Origin of the sequence: Pseudoxanthomonas sp., assembly GCF_051953815.1 — a bacterium.
GTDB lineage: Bacteria > Pseudomonadota > Gammaproteobacteria > Xanthomonadales > Xanthomonadaceae > Pseudoxanthomonas_A.
Genome location: NZ_JBQCIJ010000001.1, coordinates 17,559 through 33,806, shown reverse-complemented (window position 1 = coordinate 33,806; position 16,248 = coordinate 17,559). Strand labels below are relative to the sequence as shown.

Sequence of the window (16,248 nt, the reverse complement as noted above, 5' to 3'; positions counted from 1 at the left end):
TAGCGTCCCTTTCCGTGCAACCGAAAGCTGCGCGCGGCGTGGTTTCCTCGCGGCATCTCAGCCGCCGCAGGCGCTCTCGGTCAGGATGCGCTGGACGCGGTCGAACTCGGCCTTGTTCTTTTCGCTGGTTTCGGCGCGGGTGAAGCGCCAAGCCACTTCCGCTTCGTCGCACCGCTTCTTCCATGCCTCGCACAGGCCTTCGTCGGGAACCCGGGCGCAGGTGTCGTGCACCACCTCGCAGGCCTCACCCGCGCCACCCTGCGGATTGCCGTCCAGACCGGTGGTCTGCAGCGGTTCGCAGCGCGACGCCGGTTCGCTGTCCTCGGTCACGTAGCCGCCGCCATCGCGGGTGGTGCAGCGGAACAGATTGGGAGGCGGCAGGCGCACGGTGGCAACGGGTGTCGCCGGCGCTGCCGCCGATGGCGGGGAAGGCGTTGCCGCGGAAGTGGCGGCGGGCGTTGTTTCCGGAGCCACGGGCGTCGGTGCGGGCGGTGTCATCGGTACCGTCGCCAGCGATTGCATCCGTTTGATCTGCTGCTTGCTGCCCTTGGGACAGGGCATGTTCTGCACGGTGAGCGCGCCGGCGGCATCGGTGCAGCGGTAGATCACCAGTTCATCGGCCTGCGCGGCGGACGCCGCCAGCAGGAGCAGCCAGGCAAGGGCGAAGCGCATCAGGGATTTCCGCAATCGGCGGCGAGCCGCGCATCGATGCCGCGCTGCTCCAGATCCAGCGTTCGCCGCTCGCTGGGCATCGCGCTGCCGTAGCGGCGCAGGATTTCGTAGCGGCGATCGGACAGGCGCGCGCAGACTTCCACCTGCGGCAGCGCATGGCATTCATCGCGGACCCAGACGCCGCCGGGCGGCAGGACGACACCGGTGGGATGACCGGGAGGTCGCGGCGTCGGCGGCGTGGGGTCTCCACTCTGGAATGAAATGCCGCCACCGTTGCCGATGGGAATGTGCCCGGAGACGCTGCCGCCTCGAGGGCGTGGCCAGACCGGATACGGATAGGCGCCGGCCCAGTTGGGCACCCAGCGCGGCCGGCCCTCGCCGTCGTCGCTGGTGTAGCGCTCGCCCTCAGGCGTGACGCATTCGTACATCGGACGCGGCGGGTTGCGATAGACGACGCGCTCGGTGACGGTCGGCGGCGATGACGATGCGGGCGCGGGATTGGCGGCGACGGGGGGCGTGACGCCGGGCGCCGGATCACGCGGCCGCTGCATGCTGCGGGTCTGCTGGGTTTCGCCGGGCGCGCAGGGCGAATCGCGCAGGGTCAGCTGGCCCTGCTTGCCGACACAGCGGTAGATCACCACTTCCTGCGCGGCCGCGGAAGCCAGGCAGGCGCCGAAAAGCAGGCAGGTGGCCAGGACGGTGCGCATGGCCGCATCTTGCGCGCTAAGCGGCGCGCAAACAACGCCGGCCGGTTCAGAGCCGGAAGGGCTGGCCGGTCAACGCGTCGCGAATCGAGGAGGGGCGTTCCAGTCCGCCGGTCTCGCCCTCGCTGACGCCGTCCAGGCGTTCGAGCAGGGCCGGATCCAGGCCCGCGCGCGCATGCGGCGCGGGCTGGCCGCTGAGGTTGGCGCTGGTGGATACCAGCGGTCCGCCGAAGCCGCGGCACAGGGCGATGACCTGCGGATGCGCGCTGACCCGCACGGCGATGCCGACGTGTTCCCCGGTCAGCCAGCGCGGCACGCGGGAACTGGCCGGCATCACCCAGGTGTGTGGGCCGGGCCAGCTCGCCAGCACCTCGGCGAGGCGATCCACCGGCAACGCGTCCAGATCCAGACAAGGACGAAGCTGGTCGAGATCGGCGGCGATCAGGATCAGGCCCTTCTCGACCGGACGCTCCTTGATGGCCAGCAGACGCCGCACCGCCGCCTCGTCGAACGGATCGCAACCCACGCCCCACACGGCTTCGGTCGGATAGGCGATCACGCCGCCGTGCTGGAGCCATTCCACGGCGGCGGACAAGGGCAGGGGCTGGGGCGCGTTCATCGGCAGATTCTGCCATGGATGCCGCGATTCACCGCGGCATCCCGGGGCGCGCCCGGCGGACGGCTCAGAACGGCGCGTCGTCGCTCTGTTTCTTGGCGACCCGCTTCTTGCCGGGTTCCACCTTGGCCGGCGTGAGCAGCGACTTGGCCGGTTCGGTGACGGTCACGGCGGCCTTCTTCGTCGTGGTTTTCTTGGTGGCCGTTTTCTTGGTCGCGGTTTTCTTCGTCGCCGTCTTCTTGGCGGCGGTCTTCTTCGTCGCCGCTTCCTTCTTCACCGCGGTTTTCTTGGCGGCCGCCTTCTTCGCGCCGAAACCGCGCCGGGCCGGCTTGCCGGTTTCCTCCAGCAATTGCTGGACCTCGGCCAGGGTCAGCGAAGCGGGCTCGCGATCCTTCGGAATCTTGCCGTTGAGCTTGCCGTCGCTGATGTACGGGCCGAAGCGGCCGTTCAGGACCTGGATGTCGCTGCCGTCGAATTCCTTGATGATGCGGTTGCGGGCGATTTCTTCCTTCTCGTTGATCAGGAAGACCGCGCGGGCCAGATCGATCGTGTACGGATCGTCTTCCTTCTTCAGCGAGGCGTAGGTGCTGCCGCGCTTGGCGAACGGACCGAAGCGGCCGATGCCGACGCTGACTTCCTCGCCGTTGTCCTGGCCGAGCTTGCGCGGCAGCTTGAACAGTTCGATCGCCTCTTCCAGGGTGATGGTGTGCATCGACTGGCCCGGACGCAGCGAGGCGAACTCGAGCTTCTCGTCGACGTCCTTGTCGCCGATCTGGGCGTAGGGCCCGAACCGGCCCAGGCGCACGCTGACCGGCTTGCCGGACTTGGGATCGGTGCCCAGCTCGCGCGCGCCGGTGGCTTCGCTGCGGTCGACCGATTCCTTCTTTTCCTCGATCAGTTCCTTGAACGGACCCCAGAACTTCTCCATCAGCGGGACCCATTCCTCCTCGCCGCGCGAGACCGCGTCCAGTTCATCCTCCAGGCGCGCGGTGAAATCGTAGTCCACGTACCGGGTGAAATGGCCGCTGAGGAACTTGGACACCGCGCGACCCACGTCGGTGGGCTTGAACGCGCGGCCTTCCATCTCAGTGTACTTGCGGAACAGCAGGGTCTGGATGATCGAGGCGTAGGTGGACGGACGGCCGATGCCGTATTCCTCCAGCGCCTTGACCAGCGCCGCTTCGGTGAAGCGCGGCGGCGGCTGGGTGAAGTGCTGGTCGGCGTGGATGCGATCCAGCGGCACCCGATCGCCCGGCTTCATCGGCGGCAGCTTGCGGCCCTCGTCGTCGTCCTCGGCGCCCTTCTGGTCCTTGCCTTCCTCGTACACCGCCAGGAAGCCGGGATCGATCACGGTGGTGCCGCTGGCGCGGAAGCTGTGCTCGCTGCCGGCAGCCAGATCGACGCTGACGGTGTTGAGTGTCGCCGGCACCATCTGGCAGGCGACGGCGCGCTTCCAGATCAGTTCGTAGAGCTTGCGCTCGTCGTCGCTGAGGAAGCGGGCCACCTGCGCGGGCGTGCGCAGCGCGGAGGTCGGACGCACGGCTTCGTGCGCTTCCTGCGCGTTCTTGGACTTGGTCTGGTAGGTGTTGGGCTTGTCCGGCAGCGCCTGGGTGCCGTAGTCGCGCGCGATGACGTCGCGGATTTCGTTCAGCGCCTCGACCGACAGGCTGACCGAGTCGGTACGCATGTAGCTGATCAGGCCGACCGTGCCTTCCTCGCCGATGGCCACGCCTTCATACAGCTTCTGCGCGACCTGCATGGTCTTGCGGGTGGTGAAGCCCAGCTTGCGCGCGGCTTCCTGCTGCAGGGTGGAGGTGGTGAACGGCGGCGCGGGCCGGCGCTTGCGTTCCTTGCTGGTCACGTCGGTGACGTGCAGCGAACCCTGCGCGGCCTGCTGGATGCGCAGGCGCGCGGCTTCGGCGGTGTCGCCGTCGGTGACGGTGAACTGCTCGAACTTCTGTCCGTCCAGGCGGGTCAGCTTGGCGGTGAAGGACTGGCGCGGATGCGCGCACTCGGCCTCGATGCTCCAGTACTCGCGCGCGATGAACGCTTCGATTTCCTCTTCGCGCTCGACGATCATCCGCAGCGCCGGCGACTGCACGCGGCCGGCGGACAGGCCGCGCTGGACCTTGCGCCACAGCACCGGAGAGAGATTGAAACCGACCAGGTAGTCCAGCGCGCGGCGCGCCTGCTGGGCATCGACCAGTTCGTTGGCGATCTGGCGCGGCTGGTTCATCGCCTCGCGGATCGCGCGCGGAGTGATTTCGGTGAATACCACCCGGTGCAGCGGCTTGTCCTTGAGCAGGCCGCGCTCCTTCAGGATTTCCGCGATGTGCCAGCTGATCGCCTCGCCCTCGCGGTCCGGGTCGGTCGCCAGGTAGATGTCTTCGGCCGCCTTGGCCGCCTTGGCGATCGCATCGACGTGCTTCTCGTTCTTGTCGATGAGGTCGTAGCGCATCGCGAAGCCGTTGTCCGGGTCCACCGCCCCTTCCTTCGGCACCAGGTCGCGCACGTGACCATAGGACGCCAGGACATGGAAGTCCTTGCCGAGGTACTTGTTGATCGTCTTGGCCTTGGCCGGCGATTCGACGATGAGGAGGTGCTTGGACATGTCCTTCCGATGGGCGGTGGGGGCGGCGCGTGGCCGGCAAGGGTGGCGCAAAAGCGGGCGGCAGAGAAGCCGACGCCCGGAGCCGTGGCCCCGGGCGTTCAGGTTTCGCTATTAATAGTGGAATCACGCCCGGGGGGCGGCTGTCAACCCTGAACGAGTTCCGTGAAGGCGGTCACCTTTCAAAATGCGCCGCCCAGCGCGGCGATCAGCGCGCCCATCGCCAGCATGCCGACGAGGCAGAGCAGGCCCCCGAGGATCAGGACGACCCAGGCGACCGCGCCCAGTTCGGTGCGTTGCCGCTCCGGATGGTGGGTGTAGGCCCATTTGTCCACCACCAGGGTGCCGCAGATCAGGTCGTGCAGCGCCTGCTTGCGGCGGGTGAAAGCGGCCATCACGAACCCCGCGAACAGCAGCAGGGTGCTGACGAGGCTGGCCAGATACCGGCCGACGCCCCGCCAGAAGCTGATCGTCGCGCCATTGCGGTCCACCACCTTGATGCCGATCGCCAGCTTGCCGGGCGTGGCCTGGTGGGGGGAGGCCTGGAACCAGGCGAAATACACCACGGCCACCACGAGCTGCGCCAGATAGGACAGCGCCTGCAGGATCCACCAGGCGGGTGAGTCGAAGGTGGCGCCGCCGTTGTTCATCAGCAATCCGACCATCACCATTCCGATGACCGTGCCGAGCACGGTGTTGAGGATGGTCACCACGAAAGCGTCGATGAAGAAGGCCGCGGCCCGCTTCCAGAAGCCGGCGTAGACGATTTCGCCTCCCTGGACCACATGGGGCGCCACCTCGACCGTGGCCTGTGGCGCGGCGTATGGGGACGCGTTCCGTAAGGGCGCGGGTTCCGCGAACGCCGCATCGCTGCCGGTGCCATCGAATCGCGGCGCCGATGCCGCAACGTCGGAAGAATCGGAGCGCGCCGACGGGGCATCGTCCGGCACGTCGCTCGACGGGGATGCCGCCGGTGACGGGGTGCCCAGTGCGAGTTCATCGGCGAAATCGGCGGCCGCCTGCCACTGCGACAGGCCATCGCGCCAGATCAGGGTCGCATGGGAAATCTGTCCCTCGGCCAGCAGATCCCGTAGGGTCTCGGCATCGACCGGACCCTGCGGTTGCCGCGCTTCGTCGGCGTAGTACCAGTGCTTCATGGAGACTCGCGGGATGTCAGTGGCCGGCCATCGCCGCCATGCCGATCGCGAACACGAAGAAGCCGATGTAGGCGATCACGAACAGGCCCGCGAGCACGATGATGGTCCAGGTCACCGCGCCCAGATCGCGGCGCTGCCGTTCCGGATGGGCAGTGAAGGCCCAGCGATCGACCACCAGCGTGTCGGCCATCATGTCGTGCAGGCCCTGCTTGCGATCGGTCAGTCCGACGGTGAACGCCGACACCAGGGTGGTGACGCCGCAGCTGACCAGATTGAGGAAGAAGTAGGCGCACCAGCGGCCGAAACTGCGGCCCAGGGCGAGCCCTTCGCCGTTGGTCCGCGTGACCTTGATGCCGACCGCCATCTTGCCGAGCGTGGCCTGCGAGGCGGATGCGTGCATCCAGGTGAAATACGCGGCCTGGGCCAGGATCGGCAGGATGTAGAACGCCAGGATGAAGGTCAGTCCGAGCGTACCGCGCATCACGTCGTTGGTCAGCGCGTCCGGGCTCAACGCGGCCGCGCCGCCGGTGAGCATGACGCACACCACGACGAACACCAGGGTCACGACCATCATCACTATGCCGTCGATGAAGGAGGCCGCAAAGCGCTTCCACAGGCCGGCGTGCACGATGTCACCGCCAAAGACCGGCGCCTGCAACGGTACCTGCGCCGCCGGCGCGGCGTAGGGCGAAGCGGATTCGTTGACCACCGCGGCGACCGGGATCGCCGGTGCCGGAATGACCAGATCCAGTTCCGTCGCCATCTCGCGCAACGCGCGCCATTGCTCCATGCCTTCGCGCCAGATCAGCGTGTCCGGGAGGATTTCGCCTCGCTGAAAACGCGCACCGAGCTCCTCCCTGCTGACCGGACCCTGGCGCTGCTCGCCGACGGCGAAATACCAACTGCTCATTGTTGTGCTGCTCCTGTTGCTGTTTGCTTGTTCAACCGAATCGCTGCGTGGCGGCGGCCAGTCCAATGACGAAGAAGACCAGCACCGCGGCGGCCACGACGACGAGACCATACAGGGCCAGCACCACGATGGCGACCAGGCCCAGTTCGCTGCGCTGCCGTTCCGGCTCCGACGTATAGGCCCACTTGTCCACCACCACGGTGTCACAGATCACATCGTGCAAGGATTGCTTGCGCGCGGTGAATGCCGCCATCAGGTAACCGATGAAGAAGGTCAGCGTGCTCAGGATGGTGGCGAAGAATCGGGCCAGCGCGCGCAGGAACGAAATCGGCTCGCCATGGCTGCGCACCACCTTGATGCCGATCGCCATCTTGCCCGGCGTGGCGTAGTTGAAGGTGGAATGGAACCAGGCGAAGTAGAGGGCGTTGAGGATCAGGGTGCAGAGCGAGGTGGTGATCATCGTGGCCAGCTCACCGCCGCCGGCGAGATCGCTGAGGATCACGCCGAACAGTTCGCCGCACAGTCCCACCGCGATCGACAGGATGAAGCCGTCGATGATGGTGGCGGCCACGCGTTTCCAGAAACCCGCGTAGACCACATCCTGATCCGCGACGAAGGTGGGCTGCGCCTGCAACGGCGCCCGCGCCGCCAGATAGGGATTGCGTGCCGCGACCGCGTCGCCGGCGGGCGTGGCGGCCATGCGCTGGATGATTTCAGGGCGCTCGTATACCGGCGTGGGCGAAGGATCGCTGCCGAGATTGAAGACCGCGCGACCGCCTGCAGGCGCCGCTGCGACCGGCGTCCGCTCGGGAAGGGAAGGCGCGGTGGGTGGTTCCGCTTCGGCGCCCGCGGCCGCGGGCGGTGCCGGGGCCGGCATCGACGGCGAATCCGGGCCGGAGGAGAGAGCCTCCGCGCCGGCGACCGCGTCGAACGGGGTCGGTCGCGACGCCTCCAGCAGGCCAAGCTGCTGGGCCAGTTCCGCCAGTGGGCGCCATTGCATCATGCCGTCGCGCCAGACCAGTGTGTCCACCGTAATCCGCTGGCTGCGGAAATACTGTTTCAATTCATCCGTGGACAACGGGCCAAGCGGCTGCCGCTCGGCCCCGGCGTAATACCAAGTGGACATGCTGGTTTCCCCAAACCATCGCGTTGCGAACGTTACCGCAATCGCCGATTACCGCCTAGATGAGCCCGGTTTGCCGGTATGGCGGGACCGGGCGATTGCGCTGCTCAGCCGCGACACTGGGCTGGCAGCAGCCGATCCTCGATGTCCGAAGTGCATCCCCAGCGCTGGCTCTGGCCGTCGTAGAAAATCCAGATGGCATGGTCGTCCATCTTCGGACTACCGGTGCCCCGGACGCGCACCTCGACCCCGCACGTGCCGTCGTCGAATTCACCGACGACGATGCCGGCGACATGCCGGGCGGCGTAGGCGTCTTCCGGCTGGAATCCGTCCGCTTCGTTGTCGGGACATTGCCCCTGGGCGAGGTGGCGCTCGATCAGCGGCTTGAGTGCTTCACCCGCGGCAATCGGTTCCATGAGGCGCGCACGCAGGGTGTATTCCTGATACGCGGGAACGGCGATGGCGGCCAGGATGCCGATGACCGCCAGCGCCGGAAGGGCGACCGCGAGGCAGATGATCAGGACGAGCACACCGCGGCTCATCTTGCGGGGTTCGGGCGCCGTCACGTAAGCGGCGCGAGGCGGCGCGGGCATCGGCCGGCCAGGCAACGGCGGCGGCAGCGAAGATGGCGCCTGTGCGTCCAGGCCCAGTTCGGCGGCTACGCTGCGCAGGGGCTGCCACTGCGCCATGCCTTCGCGCCAGACCTGGGTATCCAGGAACAATTGGCCATGCCGGAAACGTGCGGCGATTTCTTCCGCCGCGAGTGGTCCGACGTTGCGTCCCGGTCCTTCCGCGTAGTACCACTGAGCCATGCTTTTCCCCGAAAGCAGGTTTAAGTTGGCTCAGTGTACCGGTTCAGGTTCGTCGACGAACATCTGCGTTTCCATCCACGCGTAGGCCGCTTCGGAACCGGGCTGGTTGAACAGCACCATCAGCACGACCCATTTGAGGTCGTCCAGATCCAGTTCGTCCTGATCCAGCGCCATCGCCCGATCCAGCACCAGTTCGCGCTGGTCGGCGTCGAGGATGCCGTGCTGTTCCAGGAACATCAGGAAGCCGCGGCCTTCCACGTCCAGCTTTTCCAGCTCGGGGCCATGGAAGATGCGGGTGGGGCCACCCGCGCGCGGTTGCGCCGCGCTGGGCCGCTGGTCGGCCAACGCGTCGAGCCAGTCGAAAGCCTTGTTGATTTCGGCGGGGCTGAAACCGGCCTGGATCAAGCCGTTCTGGAGAGAGTCGCGATCACGGACGGGGTCCGCGTCCTCGGTGAAATAGTGTTCAAACAGGTACAGCAGTACGTCCAGGATGCTCTCTTTCATTGCCCCTCGGCCTGCGCACGGTGGCGCTGTGGAGGAAAGAAACTAGCCTTTGCGACAGTAACGGCCGTGTTCGACCGATACGCGCCCATCCAGTTCCATGGCGAGCAGCATGGAGGACAGTGCGGCGGTCGTCAATCCGGTTCGTTCGGACAGTCGATCCATACCGGTTGGGTCATGGCCCAGGGCATTCCACAACTTCTGGTAGTCGGCATGCTCGCCGGCATCGGTGCGGGAGGGTTGTTCGGGCGGGGTCTGTTCAGGTTCGTGGAGATGTTCGCGCAGGGTCCGGACCAGGCCGGTGAGCTGCGGCGCGAGCCCGTCGATGACGTCCGCGGCGCTCTCGACCAGGCCGGCGCCGTCCCGGATCAGGCGATGACACCCGCGCGCCAGCGGATTGTGGATGGACCCGGGCACGGCGAACACGTCGCGACCGCTGTCGGCGGCCTGCCGCGCGGTGATCAGGGCGCCGGAGCGTTCGGCGGCCTCGATCACCACGGTGGCCAGGGACAGCCCGGCGATGATGCGGTTGCGGCGCGGAAAATGGCTTGGATGAGGGCCGACGCCGGGGGGATGTTCGCTGACCACGGCGCCCGCCGCGGCGATGCGGTCGCGCAATGACGCGTGCCGGCGCGGGTACGCGAGATCCGGGCCCGTGCCCAGCACGGCGAGGGTGGTTCCCCCCGGTTGCGCCAGCGCACTTTCGTGCGCGGCCGCGTCGATGCCGGCGGCCATGCCGCTGACCACCACCAGTCCGGTCCGCGTCAGCGCGCCGGCGAACGCCGCCGCGTTGTCCCGTCCGCCCGCGCTGGGCGAGCGACTGCCGACCAACGCCACCGATGGCCGCCACAGCAGCGCCGGATCGCCGTCGACGAACAGCGCCAGCGGTGGGTTGGGGCTGCCGCGCAGCAACGGGGGATAGTCGGGCGAATGCCAGCCCAGCAGATGGTGATGCGGCGACGCCGACAGCCAATCCCGGCCGGCGGCCAGCGGCGCTGGTGCCGGCGCGGCGAATGCCCGTATCTGCTCCAGGTCCATTCCGGCCGCGCGCCAGCCGCCCGCTCCGGCGGCGAACGCGGCTTCGGGCGAGCCGTGGCGTTCCAGCAGACGACGGCGCGGATTCGCGGCACCGCCGGCCAGGATCAGCCTCAGCAGGGCGTCGGGGGCGTCGTCACGGCGGGACATGTCTCCAGCCTAGGCCGGAGACGACAACGGCGCCCTCGGGCGCCGTCGCGATGTTGCGTAGGGTTTGTCCGGAAGATCAGTAGGTCGCGTCCGGATGCTTCAGTTCATAGCCCACCCGGGTGGCCTTCACGCCTTCCATCACCAGGCCATAGCTGACCTTGTCGAAGGTGCGGAACACCATCACGTGGGCGGCGTACTCGTCCGGCAGGCTGACCCGGCCGGCGCCGTCGCGCGGGGAGTCATCCATGCGCGAGGAGTTGGGCCAGCGCACCTTGTTGGCGACATGGTCGCCCCGGCGCCAGACCGACAGCACGGTGCCGTTGTCGATGCCCTCGCGGCTGCCGCCGGAGATGGCCACCACGTCGCGCGGGCCGCCGGAAGTGAGCGCGTTGGCGACCGCCAGGACCTGCAGCTTGCCCTCGGGGATGGCCGCGGTCGGCGGGTGCGGGAAGAACTGCAGATCGTACGGCTTGGCTTCCACCGGCACCACGCGATCGCCGGCCCGCACTTCCTTGCCGCTGTCCTGCAGGGTCAGGGTGACGGTTTCGCTGCCGGGCACCCTGCCGCGGGTGATGGTGCCGACGTTGACCTGCTCCAGCTCGTAGCCCAGCAGTTCGACCGGACCGCCTTCGGACAGCGCGGAACTGGACCACTGGCGGTTCCAGTCGGCCGGCGCACCCTTGATGCGGGCGCCGCGGAAATCCAGGTCTTCCTTGTAGGTCAGGTATTCGCCGTTCGACTTCACCCGGGTCTGGGTGTAGCGCAGGCCGGGCCGCACGATCGCGTAGCGCTGGCCGGGCTGGGCCTGATCCAGGCCCAGGACGTAGACGTTCTGGCCGGCGGTGGCGCGCAGCATGTTCTCTTCCAGCCCGGCGACGTACGGCAGGTGCTTGAAGCTGTCGGTGATGCTCAGGTTCTTGAGGAACGGCTCGACATCGGCCAGCGGAATCGCGTTCAGCGGGGCGTCCTGGCGCGGGCCGGGCTGGACCGCGACGCGATCCAGATAGGCCAGGCTCAGCACGTCGCCCGGGTAGATGAGATGGGGGTTCTTGATCTGTGGGTTGGCCTGCCAGATTTCCGGCCACAGCCACGGCTTTTTCAGGAAGCGGGCGGAGATGTCCCAGAGGGTATCCCCGCGCTTGACCACGTACGTGTCCGGGTGCTCGCCGGCCGTTTCGGCGGCGACGGCATAGGTGCCCACGGTGATCGCCGCGACGGCGAGAACCGTACGAAAATGTTTAAACATGGCGGTATCTACCTGATTCCCCGACAGGTGGTCCGCACTATAGTCCAGAAAACCCGGCGCAACGCAAGCGCCCGAGTTAGAATCCGTGAGGCCTTGCCGGATTCCACTGGCGCCCCCATCTCGGACACACCATGGCACTGCTTCCCATCCTCGAATTCCCCGATCCCCGGCTGCGCACCAAGGCGGTGCCGGTCGAGCCCGCGCGGGTGACCGAGCCGGCGTTCCAGCAGCTGCTGGACGACATGTTCGAGACCATGTACGAGGCTCCGGGCATCGGCCTGGCCGCCAGCCAGGTGGACGTGCACCAGCGTTTCATGGTCATCGACATCAGCGAAGAAAAGAACGAGCCCCGGGTGTTCATCAACCCCGAGATCGTCGAGCGCGCCGGCGACCAGGTCTACCAGGAAGGCTGCCTGTCGGTCCCGGGCATCTACGCCGACGTCACCCGTTCCAATGAAATCACCGTGCGCTTCGTCGATCGCCGGGGCCAGGCGCAGGAACTGCGCGCCGATGGCCTGCTCGCGGTCTGCATTCAGCACGAGATGGATCATCTCGACGGCAAGCTGTTCGTCGACTACCTGTCGCCGCTCAAGCGCGAGATGGTGCGCAAGAAACTCGCCAAGCAGCGTCGCCAGGCGGCAGCCTGACGGCTGCGGGACGGCTGATTCGGGATTCGCAAGGGCAAGACTGCGGGTCGCGCTGACCGCCATCCCCACCTTCCTTCCCGGATATCCAAGCTCCCATGAGAATCGTATTTGCCGGCACGCCGGCGTTCGCCGTTCCCAGCCTGCGCGCCGCGCACGCGCGCCATGAAGTCGTCGCGGTCTATACCCAGCCCGATCGTCCCGCCGGCCGCGGCCGCGGACTGACGCCCTCGCCGGTCAAGCTGGAGGCGATCCAGCGCGGCATCCCGGTCCTGCAGCCGGAATCGCTGCGCAAGAAGTCCTCGCAGGAAGCTCTGCGCGAGCTGGCCCCGGACCTGATGATCGTCGTGGCCTACGGCCTGATCCTGCCGCAGGCGGTGCTGGACATTCCGCGTCACGGCTGCTGGAACGTGCATGCCTCGCTGCTGCCGCGCTGGCGCGGCGCCGCGCCGATCCAGCGCGCGATCGAAGCCGGCGATACGGAAACCGGCGTCTGCCTGATGCAGATGGAAGCCGGCCTGGACACCGGCCCGGTGCTGTTGTCCCAGCGCACGCCCATCGGCGACGCGGAAACCGGCGGCCAGCTGCACGACCGCCTGTCCGAACTTGGCGCGCGGGTGCTGGCCGATGGGCTGGGCCTGCTGCGCGCGGGCATGCGCCCGGTGGCGCAGCGGCAGCCGGAAGCAGGCGCCACCTACGCGCACAAGCTGGAAAAGCACGAGGCGCGACTCGACTGGGCGCAGCCGGCCGAAGCGCTGGCGCGCAAGGTGCGCGCATTCGAACCCTGGCCGGTGGCCGAGGCGACCGTGGCCGGAGAGCGCCTGCGCATCCATGGCGCGGTCGCGCTGGATCTGGCGCACCACGCCGAACCGGGCACGCTGCTCGCCGCGGGCCGCCAGGGCCTGGACATCGCCTGCGGACAGGGCGCGCTGCGCCTGCGGGTGGTCCAGCGCGAAGGCGGCAAGGCCATCACCGCCGCCGATTACCTCAATGCGCGCCGGGATCTGGTGACCGCGTGACGCCGGGCTCGGGCACCGCCGTCCGCGCGCTGGCCGCGCAGATCCTCGACGCGGTCGCGCATCGCGGTCGTTCGCTGAAGGCGGAACTGGCGGCGGCATTGCCACGCCTGGCCGATCCACGCGATCGCGCGCTGGCCGAAGCGATCTGTTTCGCCGCGCTGCGCCAGCGCGTCCGCTATGACGAAGCGCTGAAGCGCTGGATGCAGAAGCCGCCCGGACGCCGCGACAGCGAACTGCGCGCGCTGCTGTGGGTCGGCTTTGCCCAGATCGATGCGTTGCGGTTGCCGGCGCACGCGGCGCTCTCGGCGACCGTGGAAGCGGCCCGCGCGCTGAAGCGCGCGCACCAGGCCGGCATGGTCAACGCGCTCCTGCGCCGCGCGCAGCGCGAAGGCCTGCCCACCGCCGCGGCCGAACTGGCATGGCCCCATTGGTTGCGCACGAAGGTGCGCGCGGACTGGACGGCACGGGCGGAGGATATCTTCGTGGCGAGCGCCGAGGCCGCGCCACTCTGGTTGCGGATCAACCGCGCGCGCCTGCCGGCGTCGGCCTATCTGGAGCGGCTGCGGGAAGCGTTGCCCGACCTGTCGGCGCAGACGACCCCGTCGGCCGCCGACGCGATCCGCGTCGACACGCCGGTGGCGGTGACCGCGTTGCCCGGTTTCTCCACGGGGGACGTGTCCATCCAGGATGGCGCGGCGCAACTGGTGGCGGACGCGCTGGCGCCGGCCGCCGACGCGCGCGTGCTGGACGCGTGCGCGGCGCCGGGCGGCAAGGCCGCGCACCTGCTCGAACGCAACCCCGGGCTGCGCCTGCTGGCGCTGGACGTGGATGCGCGGCGATTGCAGCGCGTGCGCGACACGCTGGACAGAGTCGGCGCGCGTGCGTCGCTGCGGGTCGCCGACGCCGGCGACCCTTCCGCCTGGTGGGAGGGGCAGCCGTTCGACGCGATCCTGCTGGATGCGCCCTGTTCGGCGACCGGCATCGTCCGCCGCCAACCGGACGTGCTGCTGCACCGGCGGCCGGAGGACATCACCGCCCTGTGCGCGTTGCAGGCGCGCCTGCTGGATGCGGCATGGACATTGCTGCGCCCCGGCGGCGCGCTGCTGTACGCCACCTGCTCGATCCTCAAGGACGAGAACGAACGCCAGATCGACGCCTTCCTGGCACGCACGCCCGATGCCCGCGCCGAGCCGCTGGATGCGCGCTTCGGCCACGTCTCCGGCGCCGGACGCCAGCGCCTGCCTGGCGAGGACGGCATGGATGGCTTCTTCTACGCGCGCCTGATCCGCACCGAAGCGGCGTGAGCCGGGCGACATTGGACCGGCCGGCGGGCCGGGCTCCGACAATTGCCTAACGAATCGCCGGTATCATCGCGCGCCATGATCAAGACCGACGACAAGACTGCGTTCTGGTGGTTCCTGCTGTTCGCGCTGGTGGTGATCGGCGCGGGGCTGGGCATGCGCGCGCCGTGGCCGGCCGACGAGCCACGCTTCGTGCTGGTGGCCAGGCAGATGTGGGAATCCGGCCAATGGCTGTTCCCGCATCGCGGCCAGGAGCTGTATCCGGACAAGCCGCCGCTGTACTTCTGGATGATCGCGTCCACCTACGCGGTGGTGCGCAACTGGAACGTCGCCTTCCTGATTCCCTCGCTGCTGGCCGCGCTGGGCACGCTGACGCTGACCTACGACTTCGCGCGGCGCAGCTGGAACCGCCAGGCCGCGCTGTGGGCGGCCGGCGCGGTGCTGTGCGCGATGCAGTTCGTCTACCAGGGCAAGCGCGCGCAGATCGATCCGACCGTGGTGTTCTTCATCACCCTGGGCATGTATGGCCTGGGCCGCCACCTGCTGCTGGGGCCGAACTGGCGCTGGTACTGGCTGGGGTGCTTTTCCGCCGGTCTGGGCGTGATCAGCAAGGGCGTGGGTTTCCTGCCGTTGCTGGCGCTGATTCCGTACGCACTGATGCGCTGGCGTGGCTGGCAGGGCCTGAGCGCGCCGGCGCCGAAGGGTGTGGGCCGCTGGTGGCTGGGCGGTGCGAGTTTCCTGCTGGCGATCGGACTGTGGTTCGTGCCGATGGTGGTGACCGCGCTGACCAGCGGCGATCCCGAGCATCGCGCCTACCTCAACGAAATCCTGTTCCGCCAGACCGCGACCCGCTATGTCGCCGCGTGGCACCACCAGGAGCCGCCGTGGTACTTCCTGGAAGTCATCGCGCTGTTCTGGCTGCCGTTCTCGATCTTCATTCCCTGGCTGATCAAACCCTGGCGCGAGGCCTGGCGCCGGCGCGATGCCCGCGTGTGGTGGCCGCTGGCGTGGACGCTGCTGGTGCTGCTGTTCTTCAGCGCCAGCCCGGGCAAGCGCGACATGTACATCCTGCCCGCGTTGCCGGCGCTGGCGTGGGCGGCGGCGCCGTTCCTGCCGGCGCTGGGCGAACGGCGCGGCGTGCGTACCGCATTGTTGGCCTTCGCCGCCGTGCTGGGCAGCCTGTTGCTGGTGGCCGGCGTCATGGCCTTGACCGGCGATCCGCGTTTTGAACTGAAGCTGGAAGCCGAGCGCGGCCTGGCGGACGATCCGCATGCGGATCGGTTGTGGCTGGCGTTGGCGGTGATGGGCGGGTTGATCGTCGCCGCCGCGTTGTGGCTGCGGCGCGTCCGCGCGGTGGTGCTGACCCTGGCGACCGTGCTGGTGCTATGGGTCGGTTACGGGGTGGTGCTGGCGCCGCTGCTGGACGGTGAGAACTCGGCGCGCGACGTGATGGCCGAAGCGCGCGCGCGCGCAGGTCAGGACGCCGCCATCGGCCTGGTCGACTGGAAGGAGCAGCAGTTGCTGCAGGCACAGGGCGAGGTGACCGAATTCGGTTTCCGCGCACCGGTGGAGCAGCAATGGCAGCGCGGCCTGGCCTGGCTGCACGCGGCGCCCGCACGGCGCGTGCTGATGGCGCAGGACGCCACCCTGCCGGCCTGTGTCGACCGCGCGCGCGCGCGGCCGCTCGGCTCGGCCAACCGGCGCAGCTGGTGGCTGGTGGACGAGGCGGCGGCGGCGGGGTGCCGCTGAC

Annotated in this window: 15 protein-coding genes; 4 read left to right on the top strand and 11 right to left on the bottom strand. The window is 68.5% G+C overall.

Annotated elements, in window-relative coordinates:
* Positions 1-57 precede the first annotated feature (57 nt).
* From ACTHN1_RS00155 to ACTHN1_RS00105, 11 genes are all read right to left on the bottom strand, one after another.
* Positions 58-672 (bottom strand): DUF4124 domain-containing protein, encoded by a 615-nt coding sequence (locus ACTHN1_RS00155; RefSeq protein ID WP_440468962.1) that lies wholly within the window; start codon positions 670-672, stop codon positions 58-60.
* Positions 672-1,379 carry a DUF4124 domain-containing protein gene (locus ACTHN1_RS00150; protein WP_440468961.1) on the bottom strand — a complete coding sequence of 236 codons (708 nt, stop codon included), beginning with the start codon at positions 1,377-1,379 and terminating at the stop codon, positions 672-674. Before ACTHN1_RS00150 ends, ACTHN1_RS00155 begins: the two co-directional genes overlap by 1 nt.
* Positions 1,380-1,425: 46 nt before the next feature.
* Entirely contained in the window at positions 1,426-1,995 is a 570-nt protein-coding gene (locus tag ACTHN1_RS00145) for a Sua5/YciO/YrdC/YwlC family protein (protein WP_440468960.1), read from the bottom strand.
* A gap of 64 nt (positions 1,996-2,059) precedes the next feature.
* Positions 2,060-4,603: a DNA topoisomerase I gene (locus ACTHN1_RS00140; RefSeq protein ID WP_440468959.1), complete on the bottom strand. Its 2,544-nt coding sequence runs from the start codon at positions 4,601-4,603 to the stop codon at positions 2,060-2,062.
* A 179-nt stretch (positions 4,604-4,782) separates the two neighbouring features.
* Complete coding sequence (locus ACTHN1_RS00135; RefSeq protein WP_440468958.1) at positions 4,783-5,757, bottom strand: RDD family protein; 975 nt, start codon at positions 5,755-5,757, stop codon at positions 4,783-4,785.
* 16 nt (positions 5,758-5,773) lie between these two features.
* Positions 5,774-6,667: an RDD family protein gene (locus tag ACTHN1_RS00130; protein WP_440468957.1), complete on the bottom strand. Its 894-nt coding sequence runs from the start codon at positions 6,665-6,667 to the stop codon at positions 5,774-5,776.
* 31 nt (positions 6,668-6,698) lie between these two features.
* On the bottom strand, positions 6,699-7,793 hold the full coding sequence (locus tag ACTHN1_RS00125) for an RDD family protein (RefSeq protein ID WP_440468956.1): 1,095 nt from the start codon (positions 7,791-7,793) through the stop codon (positions 6,699-6,701).
* 104 nt (positions 7,794-7,897) lie between these two features.
* Complete coding sequence (locus tag ACTHN1_RS00120) at positions 7,898-8,602, bottom strand: GYF domain-containing protein (protein ID WP_440468955.1); 705 nt, start codon at positions 8,600-8,602, stop codon at positions 7,898-7,900.
* Positions 8,603-8,632: 30 nt separating this feature from the next.
* Complete coding sequence (locus tag ACTHN1_RS00115) at positions 8,633-9,106, bottom strand: DUF494 family protein (RefSeq protein ID WP_440468954.1); 474 nt, start codon at positions 9,104-9,106, stop codon at positions 8,633-8,635.
* A gap of 42 nt (positions 9,107-9,148) precedes the next feature.
* Positions 9,149-10,288, bottom strand: coding sequence for a DNA-processing protein DprA (gene dprA, locus ACTHN1_RS00110; protein WP_440468953.1), 1,140 nt, complete (start codon positions 10,286-10,288; stop codon positions 9,149-9,151).
* 76 nt (positions 10,289-10,364) lie between these two features.
* Positions 10,365-11,534 carry a LysM peptidoglycan-binding domain-containing protein gene (locus tag ACTHN1_RS00105; protein WP_440468952.1) on the bottom strand — a complete coding sequence of 390 codons (1,170 nt, stop codon included), beginning with the start codon at positions 11,532-11,534 and terminating at the stop codon, positions 10,365-10,367.
* A 131-nt stretch (positions 11,535-11,665) separates the two neighbouring features.
* On the opposite strand from ACTHN1_RS00105, the gene def reads away from it, so the two are divergent.
* The 4 genes from def (at position 11,666) to ACTHN1_RS00085 (ending at position 16,247) form a co-directional block, all read left to right on the top strand.
* Positions 11,666-12,181, top strand: coding sequence for a peptide deformylase (def, locus tag ACTHN1_RS00100; RefSeq protein ID WP_440468951.1), 516 nt, complete (start codon positions 11,666-11,668; stop codon positions 12,179-12,181).
* A gap of 95 nt (positions 12,182-12,276) precedes the next feature.
* Positions 12,277-13,197, top strand: a complete 921-nt coding sequence (gene fmt / locus ACTHN1_RS00095; protein WP_440468950.1) for a methionyl-tRNA formyltransferase — start codon at positions 12,277-12,279, stop codon at positions 13,195-13,197.
* Positions 13,194-14,501, top strand: a complete 1,308-nt coding sequence (gene rsmB, locus ACTHN1_RS00090; RefSeq protein WP_440468949.1) for a 16S rRNA (cytosine(967)-C(5))-methyltransferase RsmB — start codon at positions 13,194-13,196, stop codon at positions 14,499-14,501. The genes fmt and rsmB overlap by 4 nt, the downstream gene beginning before the upstream one ends.
* Positions 14,502-14,576: 75 nt before the next feature.
* Positions 14,577-16,247: a glycosyltransferase family 39 protein gene (locus ACTHN1_RS00085; RefSeq protein WP_440468948.1), complete on the top strand. Its 1,671-nt coding sequence runs from the start codon at positions 14,577-14,579 to the stop codon at positions 16,245-16,247.
* Position 16,248: the final 1 nt, after the last annotated feature.

Bases quoted from the DNA above. Each gene is read 5' to 3' on its own strand.
- ACTHN1_RS00105 (WP_440468952.1), bottom strand. From the start codon at position 11,534: ATGTTTAAACATTTTCGTACGGTTCTCGCCGTCGCGGCGATCACCGTG.
- ACTHN1_RS00115 (WP_440468954.1), bottom strand. From the start codon at position 9,106: ATGAAAGAGAGCATCCTGGACGTACTGCTGTACCTGTTTGAACACTAT.
- ACTHN1_RS00135 (WP_440468958.1), bottom strand. From the start codon at position 5,757: ATGAAGCACTGGTACTACGCCGACGAAGCGCGGCAACCGCAGGGTCCG.
- ACTHN1_RS00155 (WP_440468962.1), bottom strand. From the start codon at position 672: ATGCGCTTCGCCCTTGCCTGGCTGCTCCTGCTGGCGGCGTCCGCCGCG.
- ACTHN1_RS00120 (WP_440468955.1), bottom strand. From the start codon at position 8,602: ATGGCTCAGTGGTACTACGCGGAAGGACCGGGACGCAACGTCGGACCA.
- ACTHN1_RS00125 (WP_440468956.1), bottom strand. From the start codon at position 7,793: ATGTCCACTTGGTATTACGCCGGGGCCGAGCGGCAGCCGCTTGGCCCG.
- ACTHN1_RS00130 (WP_440468957.1), bottom strand. From the start codon at position 6,667: ATGAGCAGTTGGTATTTCGCCGTCGGCGAGCAGCGCCAGGGTCCGGTC.
- def (WP_440468951.1), top strand. From the start codon at position 11,666: ATGGCACTGCTTCCCATCCTCGAATTCCCCGATCCCCGGCTGCGCACC.
- fmt (WP_440468950.1), top strand. From the start codon at position 12,277: ATGAGAATCGTATTTGCCGGCACGCCGGCGTTCGCCGTTCCCAGCCTG.
- ACTHN1_RS00145 (WP_440468960.1), bottom strand. From the start codon at position 1,995: ATGAACGCGCCCCAGCCCCTGCCCTTGTCCGCCGCCGTGGAATGGCTC.
- ACTHN1_RS00085 (WP_440468948.1), top strand. From the start codon at position 14,577: ATGATCAAGACCGACGACAAGACTGCGTTCTGGTGGTTCCTGCTGTTC.
- ACTHN1_RS00140 (WP_440468959.1), bottom strand. From the start codon at position 4,603: ATGTCCAAGCACCTCCTCATCGTCGAATCGCCGGCCAAGGCCAAGACG.
- dprA (WP_440468953.1), bottom strand. From the start codon at position 10,288: ATGTCCCGCCGTGACGACGCCCCCGACGCCCTGCTGAGGCTGATCCTG.
- ACTHN1_RS00150 (WP_440468961.1), bottom strand. From the start codon at position 1,379: ATGCGCACCGTCCTGGCCACCTGCCTGCTTTTCGGCGCCTGCCTGGCT.